This window comes from Streptomyces panaciradicis (assembly GCF_023516615.1).
Taxonomy (GTDB): domain Bacteria; phylum Actinomycetota; class Actinomycetes; order Streptomycetales; family Streptomycetaceae; genus Streptomyces; species Streptomyces panaciradicis.
Genome location: NZ_JAMGBF010000082.1, coordinates 57591 through 73095 on the forward strand (window position 1 = coordinate 57591; position 15505 = coordinate 73095).

Sequence of the window (15505 nt, forward strand, 5' to 3'; positions counted from 1 at the left end):
TCGTACGGCTCCTTAGGGCGTCAGGCCTGTGCGTGCTCGGTGATGAGCGCGCGGGCCGCGTCGAGGTCGTCGGGGGTCTTGAGCGCGAGCGTCTGCACGCCGGGCAGGGCGCGCTTGGCCAGGCCCACCAGCGTGCCGCCGGGGCAGACCTCGATGATCGCGGTCGCGCCGAGCTCCTTGAACGTCTCCATGCACAGGTCCCAGCGGACCGGGTTGGCGACCTGGCCGACCAGCCGCTCGACGACCTCGGCGCCGGTGGCGACGGTCCGCCCGTCCTTGTTGGAGACGTACGTGACCTTCGGGTCGGCCGGGGCGAGGTCCGCGGCGGCCTTCGCCAGCGCGTCGACGGCCGGGGCCATGTGGTGCGTGTGGAAGGCGCCCGCGACCTTCAGCGGGACGACCTTGCGGACGCCCTCGGGCTTGTCCTCGTTCAGCGCGGCGAGCTGCTCCAGCGTGCCCGCGGCGACGATCTGGCCCGCGCCGTTGACGTTCGCCGCGGTCAGCCCCAGCCGCTCCAGGTGGGCGGTGGAGACCTCGGGGTCGCCGCCGAGCAGCGCCGACATGCCGGTCTCGGTGATCGCGGCGGCGTCGGCCATCGCCAGACCCCGCTTGCGTACGAGGGTCAGCGCGGCGGTGTCGTCGAGGACGCCGGCGAAGGCGGCGGCGGTGATCTCGCCGACGGAGTGGCCCGCGACCGCGCCGGGCAGGATGTCACCCAGTGCCGCGCCGGACAGGATTCCGGCCGCGACCAGCAGCGGCTGCGCCACCGCGGTGTCGCGGATGGCGTCGGCGTCGGCCTGTGTGCCGTAGTGGGCGAGGTCCAGTCCGATGGCGTCCGACCAGGCGGCGACGCGGTCGGCGGCGCCGGGCAGTTCGAGCCAGGGAGTCAGGAAGCCGGGCGTCTGGGCGCCCTGGCCGGGAGCGACGAGTACGAGCACTCTCACACTCTCTCTTGTGGACGGGCGCGGCCGCCCGTGGGGACAGGGACGAAGAACACGAGGGGGTTTTGTGGAGCCCCGACAAAAGACTAGGCCGGTAGATCTCCATCGGCCAGACGCCCCAGGATCAGCGCGATCCGCAGCGTGAACGCCGAACGTACATCAGAGGGCGACCAGCCGGTGACGTCAGTCACACGTCGAAGCCGGTAGCGCACGGTGTTCGGATGGACGAAGAGCATCCGGGCCGCGCCTTCCAGACTGGACGCCTGTTCGAGATACACGGCGAGCGTCTCCAGGAGAGCCGACCCCGCCTCCTCCAGTGGTCTGTAGATCTCCTCCACCAACTGCTCGCGCGCACCGGGGTCCCCGGCGATGGCGCGCTCCGGAAGGAGATCGTCCGCCAGTACCGGGCGCGGGGCGTCCTGCCACGCCGAGCACGCCTTGAGTCCGGCGGCGGCGGCCTGCGCGGACCGGGTCGCGGCCAGCAGGTCCGGCACCACCGGCCCCGCGACCACGGGCCCCGCCGCATACGGCCCGATCAGGGACTTTGCCACCGCCAGCGGATTGTCGCTGCCGCCCGCGATCACGACCAGCCGGTCGCCGAGCACCCCCGTCAGCACCTGCAGCTTGGCGTGCCGGGCGGCCCGCCGGATCGCCTCGACGGTCAGCTCGGAGTCCCCGTCCGGGGCCGTGCCCAGCACGACGCACACATGCTCGGGCGCGTTCCAGCCGAGCGCGGCCGCCCTGCTCACTGCCCCCTCGTCGGCCTCCCCGCTGAGCACCGCGTTGACCACCAGGGACTCCAGGCGGGCGTCCCAGGCACCGCGTGCCTCGGCGGCCTGGGCGTACACCTGGGCGGTGGCGAAGGCGATCTCGCGGGCGTACACCAGCAGCGCCTCCCGCAGCACGCTCTCGTCGCCGGGCGCCGCGACCTCGTCGATGGCCGACTCCATGACCTCGATGGTCGTGCGCACCATCTCCACGGTCTGCCGCAGCGTGATGGCCCGGGTCAGCTCGCGCGGGGCGGTGCCGAAGACGTCGGTGGAGATGGCCTGCGGGGCGTCGGGGTGCCGGAACCACTCGGTGAAGGCCGCGATGCCGGCCTGGGCGACCAACCCGATCCAGGAACGGTTCTCCGGTGGCATGGCCCGGTACCAGGGCAGCGTCTCGTCCATGCGCGCGATGGCCTGCGCGGCGAGGGACCCCGAGGACTTCTCCAGCCGCTTCAGGGTCGCGGAGTGCTGATGTGCGGCGGTATGGGCTGCTTCGGGCCTGGTGGCTTCGGGTTCGGGCACGGGGACAAGACTGCCTTATCCGGACGACGGCGTGCGCCGCAGGGTTGCCGGTGGCCGCCACGCGGCGCCGTCCGCGCCGCTACCGTGGGACGGGTGATGGACGTACGGCGCGCTGCTGAGCGCTACCCGGGGGGCGACGCGGCGGCCGGTATCGCGTCGTGGCACGCCTTCTCCTTCGGCCCGCACTACGACCCCGACAACCTCCGCTTCGGCGCGGTCATCGCCTGCAACGAGGAGCGCCTCGCCCCCGGCGCCGGCTTCGACGAACATCCCCACAGCCACACGGAGATCGTGACGTGGGTGGTCGAGGGCGAGCTGACGCACCGGGACTCGGCGGGCCACGAGACCCGGGTGCGCCCCGGCGACGTCCAGCGCCTCAGCTCGGCGGCGGGCGTGCGCCACGTCGAACGCAACGACACCACCGAGCCCCTGACCTTCGTCCAGATGTGGCTGGCCCCGCTGCGCCCCGGCGGCACCCCGTCGTACGAGATCGTCCGGGGCATCGCCGACTCCACTCCCTACGCGGTCCCGGAGGCGGCCGCGATGCTGCACGTACGCCGTCTGTCGGCGGGGGAGCGGACCGCGGTCCCGGACGGCCCCTTCGTCTACGTACACGTCGTGCGCGGCGAAGTGGCCCTGGAGGGAGAGGAGTTGGGTGAGGGCGACGCGGCCCGCCTGACGGACGCCAAGGACCTGGAGGCGATCGCGGTGACGGCCGCCGAGTTGCTGATGTGGGAGATGACGGCGGGCTAGCCGGCCCGGCGGGCCTCCGCCAGCACCGCGTCGGTGAACGCCGGCCACGCCTCCACGGCCCACGGCCCGAAGGCCCGGTCCGTCAGCGCGGCGCACGCGATCCCCGCGTCCGGGTCGATCCACAGGAACGTGCCCGACTGGCCGAAGTGCCCGAAGGTGCGCGGCGAGGAGGAAGCGCCCGTCCAGTGCGGGGACTTGGAGTCGCGGATCTCGAAGCCCAGGCCCCAGTCGTTGGGGTTCTGGTGGCCGTAGCCCGGCAGGACGCCCTTCGTCCCCGGGTACTGGACGGTCATCGCCTGAGCGACCGTGCGCGGGTCCAGCAGGCGCGGCGCCTGCACCTCCGCCGCGAACCGCAGCAGGTCGGCCACGGTGGAGACGCCGTCCTTCGCGGGGGAGCCGTCGAGCGTCGTCGACGTCATGCCCAGCGGCTCCAGCACCGCCTGCCGCAGATACTCGCCGAACGGGATGTCCGTCGCCTTGGCGATGTGGTCGCCGAGCTGCTCGAAGCCGGCGTTGGAGTACAGGCGGCGCTCACCGGGCGGGGCCGTCACACGGTGCTCGTCGAAGGCCAGCCCGGAGGTGTGGGCGAGCAGGTGCCGCACCGTCGATCCCGCCGGCCCGGCCGGCTCGTCGAGCTCGACTGCCCCCTCCTCGTACGCGACGAGGGCGGCGTACGCCGCGAGCGGCTTGGTGACCGACGCCAGCGGAAAGGCACGGTCGGCCGGCCCGTGGACCCCCAGCACCGCACCGTCGGCCCGCACGACCCCCGCCGCCGCGGTGGAAACCGGCCAGTTCTCGATCAACGCAAGGCTCTCCAAGGACATGCCGCCGAGCCTAAGCCGCTCAGAGCCTCAGCATCATCGTGGGGTCCGGCTTGTGGGCGAAGCCCATGGAGGCGTAGAGCGGCTCGGCCTCGGCGGAGGCGGTGAGCATGACCTGCCCGGCGCCCCGTTCGCGGAACCACGCCAGGAGCTCCTCCATGCACGCGCGGGCGTAGCCGCGGCGCCGCGCCTCCGGATCGGTCGCCACGCTGAAGACGTAGCCGGACCGGCCGCGCGGATTGCCCGCCTTGCCGATCCGGTAGTCGACCGTCCCGACGACCAGCGCCGCCAGCGCGCCCGGCCGCTCCGGATGGTCGACGACGAATGCCGCGAAGTCCCCGTCCGCCTCACCCAGCCGCTGTGCCAGGATCGGCAGCGACTCCTCGTGCCACTCCACCGAACCGTCCCCGCCGGGCAGGTCGTCGATCATCACCTGACGCAGCCGCAGCACCTCCCGGGCGTCCGCGGACCCGGCACGTCGTACGAGACTCATGCGGGGCACGCTAGCCGCCGTCCCGAGCGAACGTCTGCCGATTTCTTACCGGTTCCGCTTGCTTGGAGTGCACTCGAAGGCCATAGCTTTGAGGGCATGACGGTGATGGAGACCACCCCTACCAGGACCGACTCCTGCGGAGCCCCGCCCCACCCGCACCGGCGCCCCGAAGGCCAGGACAGCTACACGATCAGCGAGGTCGTCGCCTTCACCGGGCTGACGGCGCACACCCTGCGCTGGTACGAGCGCATCGGACTGATGCCGCACGTCGACCGCTCCCACACCGGCCAGCGCCGCTACAGCAACCGCGACCTCGACTGGCTCGACTTCGTCGGCAAGCTCCGGCTCACCGGCATGCCGGTCGCCGACATGGTGCGGTACGCGGAGCTGGTGCGCGAGGGCGACCACACCTTCGGCGAGCGGTTCGAACTGCTGGAGGCGACCCGCCGGGACGTGCTCACCCGGATCGCGGAGCTGCAGGACACCCTCGCGGTGCTCGACCGGAAGATCAGCTTCTACGCCGATGCCGACCGCGCCCGCGCCTACGAGGCGGAGAAGGTGCGACGACCGACCGGTACGCGGACATGACGTTCGCGTCCGCCGGGCGGGAGTGACTCACAGCTCCGCGAGCAGCTCCGCCTTCTTCGTGGAGAACTCCTCGTCCGTCACCAGCCCGGCCTGATGCAGCTCGCCCAGGTGACGGATGCGCTCGGCGATGTCGGCGGGATCACGGCGCGGGGCCGCCGCGGGAACGACCGCGGCGGCCCCGCGCCGCCGTATCGCCCCCAGCACGGCCGCCGCGAACGGCAGCGACTCGTGGACGGGCCCGTACCCGAGCCCGAACACCACCGACGCCGGGTCCTGGTCGGCCTGCGCCGGCGCACCCGCCCCGTCGCGCCGCAGCAGCCGCAGATGCCCCTCGAACACCTCCGGCGAGCGCCACTCCACCCCGCTCAGCTCGTCGATGTCGAAGACCTGGTCCCCGGCCTTCCACTTCGCCGACGACGCCCCCGTCCAGAACCAGCGGAAGCTGACCGTCCTGCCGTCGAAGGACGCCTTGGCGTCGTAAGCCTTGAACTGGCGCGGCGCCTCGGGCGCGGCCACCAGATGACGGTCCACCGGGCCGCCGCCGTCCAGCAGCGGCCGCAGCTCGTCGACGTAGTACTCGGCCAGCGTCTCCTTGTCGGCGGGCAGCACCAGCCGGTAGGGATCGCAGGTCTCCTTCAGCTGCCCGGCCGCCGCGTCCAGCAGCGGATCGGCGCCCTCGCGCAGCTCGGCCCGCACCACCACCGTCCCGCGCCGCCCCGGCGTCAGCGTCACCCCCGCGATCGCATCGAGCGGCACACGGCGCTCCCCGAGCGCCTGGAACAGCCTGGGTGTCCGAATCCCCCGTTCGTAACGGATGAGCACGGAGTCGGACTCGAACTCCCAGGCGGCATGAAATCCGGCCAGTACGTCACCCATGCGGCTCATCGTATGCGTGGTCCGCTCCTTCGTCGCCACCTCGCGCAGACCGCAGTTTCTGCGCCTCTACGCGCGTCCGGCCGTCGTCGTACCGGACAAACCCGCGCTGCACACGCCGTCTTCGCGTGCGCAGACCACCGACCGGTACGCGCCAACCCCGATCTCCGCGAAGTTCAGCAGGCTCGCCGTACCGGGCTCGAAGTACCCGGCGTGGCCCTTGGCGCCCTGCGCCGACAGCACCCGCGCCCCGAAGGCCGCCGACACCGGGTCGGCGCCGTGCCCGAGCCCGCCGAGCTGTAGATAGGGCACGTCCTGGATCCAGTCCGTGGCGTCCCGCATCGCCCACACTGTCGCGGAGGTGTGCAGGTTCGCCGCCCTCTCGACGCGCATGCCGGGGCTGGCGGCCGCGACGATGTCGGACACCCGGCGCGGCAGCGCGTGCGCGGCGACCCCACAGACGACCGAGCCGTAGCTGTGGCAGAACAGCGAGACCGGGGCCCTGCCGGGCAGCGCCCCGAGGAGGGCGTTCAGCCGTACCGAGCCGTCCCGCGCGCGCGTGCCCGTCGCCGAGTCGATGCCGAGCCCGGCCGGTGCCGTGTAGTCGGCCCAGGCGATCACGGCCGTCCGCGTCGTCGGGCTCGCGTCCCGCTCGGCGGCGTACAGCGACTTGGCCATGCCGACGGGCGCCGAGTAGGGGCGGTAGGTCTTCTGGAAGGTGAGCAGGTCGGTGTCGACGCCGGGGACGATCACCGAGACCCGCCGGGCCCGCTCCAGGTTCCCGAACACCTCGGCGATGCGCCCGTTGCCGTCGGGGTCGAAGGCGAGGATGTGCCGCCCGCGCTGCAGCAGCGACTCGTAGCGGTGCATACGGCGGCCCGCCTCCTGCTGCCCGGCGGGCGAGAGGCGGTTGTCGCGCATGCGCCGCAGCTCGACCCTGCGCTGGGAGTCCAGCGCGAGACGGTTGGCGCGGTAGCGCAGGGCGACGGGGGCGCCGTTCATGTTGCCGACCGCGAGCGGGTAGCGGCGGGCGAGCAGCGCGCGCTCCTGGGCGGTGAGCGAGGAGAAGAAGCGGGCCAGGCGGGTGGGGGAGGCGTCCGGGTCCGGCAGCGCGTGGCCGTGTATCCGGCCGTGCTCCCAGGAGGACAGCGAGGCCTGGAGCGGGGTCTTCGCGCCGTGGCTGCGCAGGGCGGTCCAGCCGGTGGTCGCCAGCATCACGAAGACGACGGCCAGCGCGAGCAGTGCGCGCCAGACGTTCAGTTGCGGGGAGGTGTCGAAGGAAGTCACTGGAAGGACACACTAGGAGAACGAGCGGGTCTCGCGTGAGCCGAGTGACGGGTATCACGTTTCGATAAACGTGGCGTCGGGCTCACTGTCTCTCAGCGTGTCCGCCAGTTCTCCGTGAGTGCCGGTCCCACCTGTTCGAGGTACGAGATCGTCAGCGCGCGCATGGCCTCCAGGCTGAAGTCCTCGCCCGTGCTCCACTGCCGCTCGGTCACCCGCATCACCCCGCCGAACACCGCCACCGCCAGCCGCGGCCGCGGGTCGGCCTCCACGTCCAGGCCCTCGCGCTCGGCGAGCACCCGCGCCATGGCCTCCTCGATCTCCATGTTGCGCCGCAGATGGGCGGCGAGCAGGACCGGGGTCGACTCGATCACCCGGTACATGCGCAGGTACAGCTCGACCGGTACGACGGCCTCGATCACCTCGTTGAGGGTCTGCCAGCCCTCCAGGACCGCCTGTTTGAGCGCCTCCATCGGCGCCTCCTCGGCCGGCCGCTCGCGCACCGCCGCCACGAACCGGGTCACGACAAGTTCCTGAAGGGCGAGGGCGGCCTCCTCCTTGCCCGCGTAGTAGCGGAAGAAGGTGCGCTGGGAGACGTCCACCGCGTCGGCGATGTCGTCGACGGTCGTCCGCTCGTAGCCGCGCGTGGTGAACAGTTCGACGGCGGCCCGCAGCAGCGCGTCCCTGGTGCGCTGCTTCTTGCGTTCGCGGAGTGTTTCCATACGCGTCAGTTACCGACTTGTGAACTGGTTTGTCAATTGTCAGCGGCTGACACTAGCCTCGAACACATGACTAGTCAGACCATCGGTACGACGGGGCCGGAGGACAAGGCGCCGGCAGTCCCGTCGGAGGAGTCGCCGCAGTCCTCGGGGCTGCGCGGCCACCCCTGGTTCACCCTGATCACCGTGGCCGTGGGCGTCATGATGGTGGCCCTGGACGGCACCATCGTGGCCATCGCCAACCCGGCCATCCAGAAGGACCTCAAGGCGAGCTTCGCCGACGTCCAGTGGATCACCAACGGCTACTTCCTGGCCCTCGCGGTCTCCCTGATCACCGCGGGCAAGCTCGGCGACCGCTTCGGCCACCGCCAGACCTTCCTGATCGGCGTGACCGGCTTCGCCGCCGCCTCGGGTGCCATCGGGCTGTCGCACAGCATCGCCGCGGTCGTCACCTTCCGCGTCTTCCAGGGCCTGTTCGGCGCCCTGCTGATGCCGGCCGCGCTGGGCCTGCTGCGGGCGACCTTCCCGGCCGAGAAGCTGAACATGGCGATCGGCATCTGGGGCATGGTCATCGGCGCCTCCACTGCGGGCGGCCCGATCCTCGGCGGCGTCCTCGTCGAGCACGTCAACTGGCAGTCGGTGTTCTTCATCAACGTGCCGGTCGGCGCGATCGCCCTGCTGCTCGGCCTGCTGATCCTGCTCGACCACCGCGCGCAGAACGCCCCGCGCTCCTTCGACCTGCTGGGCATCGCCCTGCTGTCGGCCGCCATGTTCTGCCTGGTCTGGGCCCTGATCAAGGCGCCGGCCTGGGGCTGGGGCGACGGCAAGACCTGGGCCTTCATCGCCGCGTCGGTCCTCGGCTTCGCCCTCTTCTCCGTCTGGGAGACGAAGGTCAGGGAGCCGCTGATCCCGCTCGGCCTCTTCCGCTCCGTCCCGCTGTCCGCGGGCGTGGTCCTCATGGTCCTCATGGCCATCGCCTTCATGGGCGGCCTGTTCTTCGTGACGTTCTATCTCCAGAACGTGCACGGCATGAGCCCCATCGACGCCGGTCTCCACCTGCTGCCGCTCACCGGCATGATGATCGTCGCCTCGCCGCTCGCGGGCGTGGCGATCACCAAGCTCGGCCCGCGCGTCCCGCTGGCCGGCGGCATGATCGCGACCGCGGTCGCCATGTACGGCATGTCGACGCTGAAGGTCGACACCGGCAGCGCCCTGATGTCGATCTGGTTCGGCCTGCTCGGCCTCGGCCTCGCGCCGGTCATGGTCGGCGCCACGGAGGTCATCGTCGGCAACGCCCCCATGGAGCTGTCCGGCGTCGCCGGCGGCCTGCAGCAGGCGGCGATGCAGATCGGCGGCAGCCTCGGTACGGCGGTGCTGGGTGCCGTCATGGCCTCCAAGGTCGACAACGACCTCGCGGGCAACTGGAAGGCCGCGGGCCTGCCGCCGCTCACCCCGGGCCAGCTCGACCAGGCGTCCGAGGCGGTCCAGGTGGGAGTCGCCCCGGTCGCCAAGGGCACCCCGGAGCCGATTGTCGCGAAGATCACGGGCGTCGCGCACGACACGTTCATCTCGGGCATGAGCCTGGCCTCGCTGGTGGCCTGCGGGGTCGCGACCGTGGCCGTCCTCGTCGCCCTGCTGACCAAGCGCGGCGAGAACGCCGAGGCGGGCGCGGGCGTCGGCCACATCTGACTTCCCCTATCAGGGTGAAGAGGCTAAAGATCGCTCCCCTTCGGCGCACGCCGCAGGTCACAGTGGGTCAAGCCCTCCGCAGGGGGTGACCGGTGCTGCGGCGCGCTGCCGGAGGGGGACAGCGCGCCGAAGCACCGGTGACGCGACCGGTGATTAGCCGCCGCAACGGGGGTACCCGCTTGTTTGAACCCCGAACAGACCCCGGGGTTCAGGGAGTTGATGATGGCGGGCTTCGGACATGGAACGCGCAGGTACCCCCGCTCACGTGGCCGGACGTGGTCACGGACCGGGCCGGATCGCGCGACGCTCGGGATCATCGGAGTCATCTGCGCGGTCGCCGGGTTCTTCGTGCTGGGGATCATCCTCGGCCCTGTGGCGGTCGTCTGCGGTTGGCTCGCCATGGGCCGCAGCTGGGCGGGCAGCCGTCCGGTGCCGGCTCTGGTCGCGCTCGTTCTGGGCGCCATCGACACGCTCCTGGCCGTCGTCTGGCTGGCGGGAGCGGCGACCCCGGGGAACGGCCTGTTCTGACCGGGGGCGAGTGAGGAAGGGTCCCCCGGTTTGATGGGCCGGGGGACCACCCACGCGGTGGCCGGCCTACAGGCGGTCGGAGACCTCGCGCAGTGCCGCCACCTCCGCCCTGAGGGCCCGGACCTCCTCCGTCAGGGCCTCGATGGCCTGGGTCTGGCGTTGTTCCTCCGCGTCGTCCTTCTCGAAGCGGGCCAGGAACCAGGCGGCGATGTTCGCGGTGACCACACCCAGCAGCGCGATGCCGGACAGCATCAGGCCGACGGCGATCATCCGGCCCAGCCCGGTGGTCGGGGCGTGGTCGCCGTACCCGACGGTCGTCATGGTCGTGAACGACCACCACAGCGCGTCACCCAGCGTGCGGATGTTCCCGTCCGGCGAGTCCCGTTCGACCGACAGCACCGCCAGCGAGCCGAACATCAGCAGCCCGACGACCGCCCCGCCGACGTACGTCGTCAGCCTGATCTGGTGGGCCATCCGGGCCCGGCGTCCCACCAGCAGCAGCGTCGCGACCATGCGCAGCAGCCGCAGCGGCTGCAGGATCGGCAGCACCACCGCGCACAGGTCTATCCAGTGCCGGCGCACGAACTCCTTGCGGCGCCGCGCGAGCGCCAGCCGTGCCACGTAGTCCGCCGCGAAGGCCCCCCACACCACCCACTCGACCACGGTGCACGCCTGCGTCAGCGCATGGCCCGCCGAGTGGTCCACGATCGGCACGGCGTACGCGACGGCGAACACCACGGTCAGCGCCAGCAGCGGCCGCTGCGTGTGGTGTTCCCAGCGCGCCTGCGCCGTTTGCTGCTCCATGCCCGCATCGTAGGGAAACGGTGAGGGGCGGCGGGACCACAGCCCACCGCCCCTCACCGCTCGGCCGCCGGCGCGGGCTACGCGTCGCCGCCCGCCACTCCCGGGTCCGCCGCGGACGCGTCCAGCAGCTGGTACCGGTCGATCGCCTGCTTCAGCACCGACCGGTCGACCTTGCCCTCCTTGGCCAGCTCGGTCAGCACCGCCACCACGATCGACTGCGCGTCGATGTGGAAGAACCGCCGCGCCGCACCCCGGGTGTCCGCGAAGCCGAAACCGTCGGCGCCCAGCGACTGGTACGTCCCCGGCACCCACCGCGCGATCTGGTCCGGCACCGACCGCATCCAGTCGGACACCGCCACGAACGGCCCCTGCGCCCCCGACAGCTTCCGCGTCACGTACGGCACCCGCTGCTCCTCCTCGGGGTGCAGCAGGTTGTGCTCCTCGCACGCCACGGCCTCGCGCCGCAGCTCGTTCCAGGAGGTCGCCGACCAGACGTCCGCCTTGACGTTCCACTCCTCGGCGAGGATCTTCTGCGCCTCCACCGCCCACGGCACCGCCACACCGGACGCCATGATCTGCGCCGGGATCGAGCCGGAGGTGCCCTCGGAGAGCCGGTGCACGCCCTTGAGGATGCCCTCGACGTCCACGTTCGCCGGCTCGGCCGGGTGCTGGATGGGCTCGTTGTAGACGGTCAGGTAGTAGAAGACGTCCTCGCCGTGCGGGTGCTCCTCGGAGCCCCCGTACATCCGCCGCAGACCGTCCTGCACGATGTACGCGATCTCGTACGAGTACGCCGGGTCGTAGGCGACACAGCCCGGGTTCGTCGAGGCCAGCAGCTGCGAGTGGCCGTCGGCGTGCTGCAGCCCCTCACCGGTCAGCGTCGTACGCCCCGCGGTCGCACCCAGCACGAAACCGCGCGCCAGCTGGTCGGCCATCTGCCAGAACTGGTCGCCGGTGCGCTGGAATCCGAACATCGAGTAGAAGACGTAGACCGGGATCATCGGTTCGCCGTGCGTGGCGTACGCCGAGCCCGCCGCGATCAGCGACGCCGTGCAGCCCGCCTCCGAGATGCCGTCGTGCAGCATCTGCCCGGTCGGCGACTCCTTGTACGCGAGCAGCAGGTCCCGGTCCACGGACTCGTACTGCTGGCCAAGCGGGTTGTAGATCTTCGCGCTCGGGAAGAACGAGTCCATGCCGAACGTGCGGTACTCGTCCGGCGCGATCAGCACGAACCGCTTGCCGAACTCCTTGTCCCGCATGAGGTCCTTCAGCAGCCGCACGAAGGCCATGGTCGTGGCGATCGACTGCTGCCCGGAGCCCTTCTTCACGCTCGCGTACGTCTTGTCGTCCGGCAGTCGCAGCGGCTCGGAGCGCACGACACGCGTCGGGACGTACCCGCCGCACTGCTTGCGCTGGTCGTGCATGTACTGGATCTCCTCCGAGTTCCGGCCCGGGTGGTAGTACGGCGGCGCGCCGGACTCCAGCTCCTTGTCGGAGATCGGCAGGTGCAGCCGGTCGCGGAAGCGCTTGAGGTCGTCGACCGTCAGCTTCTTCATCTGGTGCGTGGCGTTGCGGCCCTCGAAGTTGGGGCCCAGCGTCCAGCCCTTGACCGTCTTGGCCAGGATGACCGTCGGCTGGCCCTTGTGCTCCTTGGCCGCCTTGAACGCCGCGTAGATCTTGCGGTGGTCGTGACCGCCGCGGCCCAGCATCAGGATCTGGTGGTCGGTCATGTTCTCGACCATCGCGCGCAGCCGCTGGTCGTCACCGAAGAAGTGGTCCCGGATGTACGCGCCGGTCTCGGTGGCGTAGGTCTGGAACTGGCCGTCCGGCGTGGTGTTCATCTTGTTGACCAGCACGCCGTCCCGGTCCTGGGCGAGCAGCGGGTCCCAGGAGCGGTCCCAGATCAGCTTGATCACGTTCCAGCCGGCGCCGCGGAAGACCGACTCCAGCTCCTGGATGATCTTGCCGTTGCCGCGGACGGGGCCGTCGAGGCGCTGCAGGTTGCAGTTGACGACGAAGGTCAGGTTGTCCAGGCCCTCACGGGCGGCGATGGACAGCTGGCCGAGCGACTCCGGCTCGTCCATCTCGCCGTCGCCGAGGAACGCCCACACATGCGACTTCGAGGTGTCGGCGATCCCGCGCGCGTGCATGTAGCGGTTCATCCGCGCCTGGTAGATCGCGCCGATCGGGCCGAGGCCCATCGAGACGGTCGGGAACTCCCAGAAGTCTGGCATGGAACGCGGGTGCGGGTAGCTGGACAGCCCGTTGGGGTACTTCGACTTCTCCTGGCGGAAGCCGTCCAGCTGCTCCTCGGTCAGCCGGTCGAGCAGGTAAGCGCGCGCGTAGATGCCGGGTGAGGCGTGCCCCTGGAAGAAGACCTGGTCGCCGCCGAGACCGTCGTCCTTGCCACGGAAGAAGTGGTTGAAGCCGACGTCGTAGAGGGACGCCGAGGAGGCGAAGGTGGCGATGTGGCCGCCGACCCCGATGCCGGGGCGCTGGGCGCGGGAGACCATCACCGCGGCGTTCCAGCGGGTGGCGTTCAGGACCTTGCGCTCGATCTCCTCGTTGCCCGGGAAGAACGGCTCGGCCCTGGTGGGGATGGTGTTCACGTAGTCCGTGCTGCGCATCTCGGGCACGGCCACACGCTTCTCGCGGGCCCGCTCGATCAGCCGCAGCATCAGATAGCGGGCCCGCTCCCGGCCCCGCTCGTCGACGGCGGCGTCGAGGGAGTCGAGCCACTCCTGGGTTTCCTCGGGGTCGAAGTCAGGAACCTGACTCGGAAGGCCGCCAATGATGATCGGGTTGCGATCGGATCCGGAAGCCACGCTGGTCCTTACCTGTCAGAGGGCTGTTTGAGCTGCTTTTCGGTATGCCTGCACCGTTCCCCATCGTGGACCTCGGGAAAGCAAACGTCATCTCTACTGTGGGGTAACCGGGGCACCCGCCGGGTCGGCCGGGTTCCCAAAGCCGCAAAGAGGGCACAAAGGTGTGGTGTAGGTCACGCAGGGCGTGGGTGTCGCGCACGGAGTTGGGGTGACACGGCCCGGAACGTCACCGTTTCGGCGGTCTGAACGGCCGGGTACTTGCGCGATCCGTCCCGCCCGTGTGGACTACGGCCAACGCTTCGCGCACGCGCGTGGCTGAACTCCCCCCGAGGGGGGACCCCCGTTCCAAGACATGATCAGGAGGCAACCCGTGAGCGCGACCGCGGACCACGCGGAGACGAGCCCTGCCGTAAGGCTGGGGTTCCAGCCCGAGCAGGTGGTCCAGGAGATCGGCTACGACGACGACGTAGACCAGGAACTCCGCGAGTCCATCGAGGAAGTCATCGGCAGCGACCTGGTGGACGAGGACTACGACGACGTCGCCGATGCCGTGGTGCTCTGGTTCCGCGACGAGGACGGCGACCTGACGGATGCGCTGGTGGACGCCACCACGTACATCGAAGAAGGCGGCTCGATCCTGCTCCTCACGCCGAAGACCGGCCGTGACGGCTATGTGGAGCCCAGCGACATCTCCGAAGCCGCGACGACGGCGGGGCTGTCGGCCTCCAAGAGCGTCAGCGTGGGCAAGGACTGGAGCGGCAGCCGGCTGGTGACGCCCAAGGCGGCCAAGTCCAAGAAGTAGCCCCGAGCAGCTGCATGAAGGACGGGCCGGGACTCCTCGGCCCGTCCGTCGTCCCTCCGTGAGCGCTGCGTAGGGTGGGAGCCACCCGAACAGCCCCACGGAAAGGGACGTACTTCGATGGCGATCCAGGTCGGCGACAAGGCCCCCGACTTCGAGCTCAAGGACAACCACGGCCGCGCGGTGAAGCTCTCCGACTTCCGCGGCGAGAAGAACGTCGTCCTGCTCTTCTACCCCTTCGCCTTCACCGGCGTGTGCACCGGGGAGCTGTGCGAGCTGCGCGACAACCTGCCGAAGTTCGAGGACCGCGACACGCAGGTGCTCGCCGTGTCCAACGACTCCATCCACACCCTGCGCGTCTTCGCCGAGCAGGAGGGCCTGGAGTACCCGCTGCTGAGCGACTTCTGGCCGCACGGCGAGGTCTCCCGCGCCTACGGCGTCTTCGCCGAGGACAAGGGCTGCGCGGTGCGCGGCACCTTCGTCATCGACAAGGAGGGCGTCGTGCGCTGGACCGTCGTCAACGCCCTGCCGGACGCCCGCGACCTCGGCGAGTACGTCAAGGCGCTCGACACCCTGTGATTCTCAGGTCCCAGGGCCTGCGGGGGACGGGAACCCGTCACTAGGATCGATTCGTTGATCCGATGTCATACGCACGGCGGGGCTCCCCGCCCCTGGACACCAATGGAGGACTCGTGGGAGTCAGCCTCAGCAAGGGCGGCAACGTATCGCTGACCAAGGAGGCCCCCGGCCTGACCGCGGTCATCGTAGGTCTGGGGTGGGACGTCCGCACCACGACCGGCACGGACTTCGACCTCGACGCCAGCGCACTGCTGCTGAACAACTCCGGCAAGGTCGGCAACGACCAGAACTTCGTCTTCTTCAACAACCTCAAGAGCCCCGACGGCTCGGTGGAGCACACCGGCGACAACCTCACCGGTGAGGGCGAGGGCGACGACGAGCAGATCAAGGTCAACCTCGCGGGCGTCCCCGCGGACGTCGACAAGATCGTCTTCCCGGTCTCGATCTACGACGCCGAGAACCGCCAGCAGTCCTTCGGTCAGGTCCGCAACGCGTTCATCCGCGTCGTCAACCAGGC

16 protein-coding genes are annotated in these 15505 nt (G+C 70.6%); 7 read left to right on the top strand and 9 right to left on the bottom strand.

The genetic code is table 11. From position 1 onward, the window contains the following. Positions 1-20: 20 nt before the first annotated feature. Together M8J74_RS25830 and fasR are read right to left on the bottom strand one after the other, a co-directional pair. A complete protein-coding gene (locus tag M8J74_RS25830; protein WP_249838744.1) occupies positions 21-938 on the bottom strand; it encodes an ACP S-malonyltransferase in 918 nt (305 codons plus the stop codon). A gap of 89 nt (positions 939-1027) precedes the next feature. Next, positions 1028-2233: a fatty acid biosynthesis transcriptional regulator FasR gene (gene fasR / locus M8J74_RS25835; protein WP_058925530.1), complete on the bottom strand. Its 1206-nt coding sequence runs from the start codon at positions 2231-2233 to the stop codon at positions 1028-1030. Between the two features lie 96 nt (positions 2234-2329). Between fasR and M8J74_RS25840 the strand changes: the two genes are divergently transcribed. Continuing rightward, positions 2330-2986, top strand: a complete 657-nt coding sequence (locus tag M8J74_RS25840; RefSeq protein WP_249838756.1) for a pirin family protein — start codon at positions 2330-2332, stop codon at positions 2984-2986. Here M8J74_RS25840 and M8J74_RS25845 read toward each other — a convergent pair. Together M8J74_RS25845 and M8J74_RS25850 are read right to left on the bottom strand one after the other, a co-directional pair. Then, complete coding sequence (locus tag M8J74_RS25845) at positions 2983-3810, bottom strand: serine hydrolase domain-containing protein (RefSeq protein ID WP_249838745.1); 828 nt, start codon at positions 3808-3810, stop codon at positions 2983-2985. The two genes, M8J74_RS25840 and M8J74_RS25845, sit on opposite strands and share 4 nt — an antisense overlap. Positions 3811-3829: 19 nt before the next feature. Beyond that, positions 3830-4300: a GNAT family N-acetyltransferase gene (locus M8J74_RS25850; protein WP_249838746.1), complete on the bottom strand. Its 471-nt coding sequence runs from the start codon at positions 4298-4300 to the stop codon at positions 3830-3832. A 96-nt stretch (positions 4301-4396) separates the two neighbouring features. Between M8J74_RS25850 and M8J74_RS25855 the strand changes: the two genes are divergently transcribed. After that, positions 4397-4888, top strand: coding sequence for a MerR family transcriptional regulator (locus M8J74_RS25855; RefSeq protein WP_249838747.1), 492 nt, complete (start codon positions 4397-4399; stop codon positions 4886-4888). A gap of 27 nt (positions 4889-4915) precedes the next feature. Here M8J74_RS25855 and M8J74_RS25860 read toward each other — a convergent pair whose 3' ends face one another. From M8J74_RS25860 to M8J74_RS25870, 3 genes are all read right to left on the bottom strand, one after another. Beyond that, positions 4916-5773 (bottom strand): DUF4429 domain-containing protein, encoded by an 858-nt coding sequence (locus M8J74_RS25860; protein WP_249838748.1) that lies wholly within the window; start codon positions 5771-5773, stop codon positions 4916-4918. A gap of 57 nt (positions 5774-5830) precedes the next feature. Continuing rightward, a complete protein-coding gene (locus tag M8J74_RS25865) occupies positions 5831-7048 on the bottom strand; it encodes an alpha/beta hydrolase (RefSeq protein ID WP_249838749.1) in 1218 nt (405 codons plus the stop codon). Between the two features lie 92 nt (positions 7049-7140). After that, complete coding sequence (locus M8J74_RS25870; protein ID WP_058925537.1) at positions 7141-7767, bottom strand: TetR family transcriptional regulator; 627 nt, start codon at positions 7765-7767, stop codon at positions 7141-7143. Positions 7768-7833: 66 nt separating this feature from the next. Here M8J74_RS25870 and M8J74_RS25875 point away from each other — a divergent pair, with 66 nt between their 5' ends. Both M8J74_RS25875 and M8J74_RS25880 read left to right on the top strand, forming a co-directional pair. Beyond that, the gene (locus tag M8J74_RS25875) at positions 7834-9453 is read left to right on the top strand and encodes an MFS transporter (protein ID WP_249838750.1); all 1620 of its coding nucleotides are present in this window, start codon (positions 7834-7836) and stop codon (positions 9451-9453) included. A 219-nt stretch (positions 9454-9672) separates the two neighbouring features. Next, positions 9673-9981, top strand: coding sequence for a small hydrophobic protein (locus M8J74_RS25880; protein WP_249838757.1), 309 nt, complete (start codon positions 9673-9675; stop codon positions 9979-9981). A gap of 66 nt (positions 9982-10047) precedes the next feature. Here M8J74_RS25880 and M8J74_RS25885 read toward each other — a convergent pair whose 3' ends face one another. Both M8J74_RS25885 and aceE read right to left on the bottom strand, forming a co-directional pair. After that, a complete protein-coding gene (locus M8J74_RS25885; protein ID WP_249838751.1) occupies positions 10048-10785 on the bottom strand; it encodes a potassium channel family protein in 738 nt (245 codons plus the stop codon). Positions 10786-10862: 77 nt separating this feature from the next. Beyond that, entirely contained in the window at positions 10863-13610 is a 2748-nt protein-coding gene (gene aceE / locus M8J74_RS25890; RefSeq protein ID WP_249838752.1) for a pyruvate dehydrogenase (acetyl-transferring), homodimeric type, read from the bottom strand. Between the two features lie 370 nt (positions 13611-13980). Here aceE and M8J74_RS25895 point away from each other — a divergent pair, with 370 nt between their 5' ends. From M8J74_RS25895 to M8J74_RS25905, 3 genes are all read left to right on the top strand, one after another. Beyond that, on the top strand, positions 13981-14412 hold the full coding sequence (locus M8J74_RS25895; RefSeq protein WP_058925542.1) for a DUF3052 domain-containing protein: 432 nt from the start codon (positions 13981-13983) through the stop codon (positions 14410-14412). Positions 14413-14529: 117 nt separating this feature from the next. Beyond that, positions 14530-14988, top strand: coding sequence for a peroxiredoxin (locus tag M8J74_RS25900; protein ID WP_058925543.1), 459 nt, complete (start codon positions 14530-14532; stop codon positions 14986-14988). A gap of 113 nt (positions 14989-15101) precedes the next feature. Further along, positions 15102-15505: TerD family protein (locus M8J74_RS25905; protein WP_249838753.1), on the top strand; the 404-nt coding region annotated here is incomplete at its 3' end.

Excerpts from the sequence above, each read along its gene's own strand:
- M8J74_RS25840 (WP_249838756.1), top strand. The coding sequence starts at position 2,330 with ATGGACGTACGGCGCGCTGCTGAGCGCTACCCGGGGGGCGACGCGGCG.
- M8J74_RS25845 (WP_249838745.1), bottom strand. The coding sequence starts at position 3,810 with ATGTCCTTGGAGAGCCTTGCGTTGATCGAGAACTGGCCGGTTTCCACC.
- M8J74_RS25850 (WP_249838746.1), bottom strand. The coding sequence starts at position 4,300 with ATGAGTCTCGTACGACGTGCCGGGTCCGCGGACGCCCGGGAGGTGCTG.
- M8J74_RS25855 (WP_249838747.1), top strand. The coding sequence starts at position 4,397 with ATGACGGTGATGGAGACCACCCCTACCAGGACCGACTCCTGCGGAGCC.
- M8J74_RS25860 (WP_249838748.1), bottom strand. The coding sequence starts at position 5,773 with ATGAGCCGCATGGGTGACGTACTGGCCGGATTTCATGCCGCCTGGGAG.
- M8J74_RS25870 (WP_058925537.1), bottom strand. The coding sequence starts at position 7,767 with ATGGAAACACTCCGCGAACGCAAGAAGCAGCGCACCAGGGACGCGCTG.
- M8J74_RS25875 (WP_249838750.1), top strand. The coding sequence starts at position 7,834 with ATGACTAGTCAGACCATCGGTACGACGGGGCCGGAGGACAAGGCGCCG.
- M8J74_RS25880 (WP_249838757.1), top strand. The coding sequence starts at position 9,673 with ATGATGGCGGGCTTCGGACATGGAACGCGCAGGTACCCCCGCTCACGT.
- M8J74_RS25885 (WP_249838751.1), bottom strand. The coding sequence starts at position 10,785 with ATGGAGCAGCAAACGGCGCAGGCGCGCTGGGAACACCACACGCAGCGG.
- M8J74_RS25900 (WP_058925543.1), top strand. The coding sequence starts at position 14,530 with ATGGCGATCCAGGTCGGCGACAAGGCCCCCGACTTCGAGCTCAAGGAC.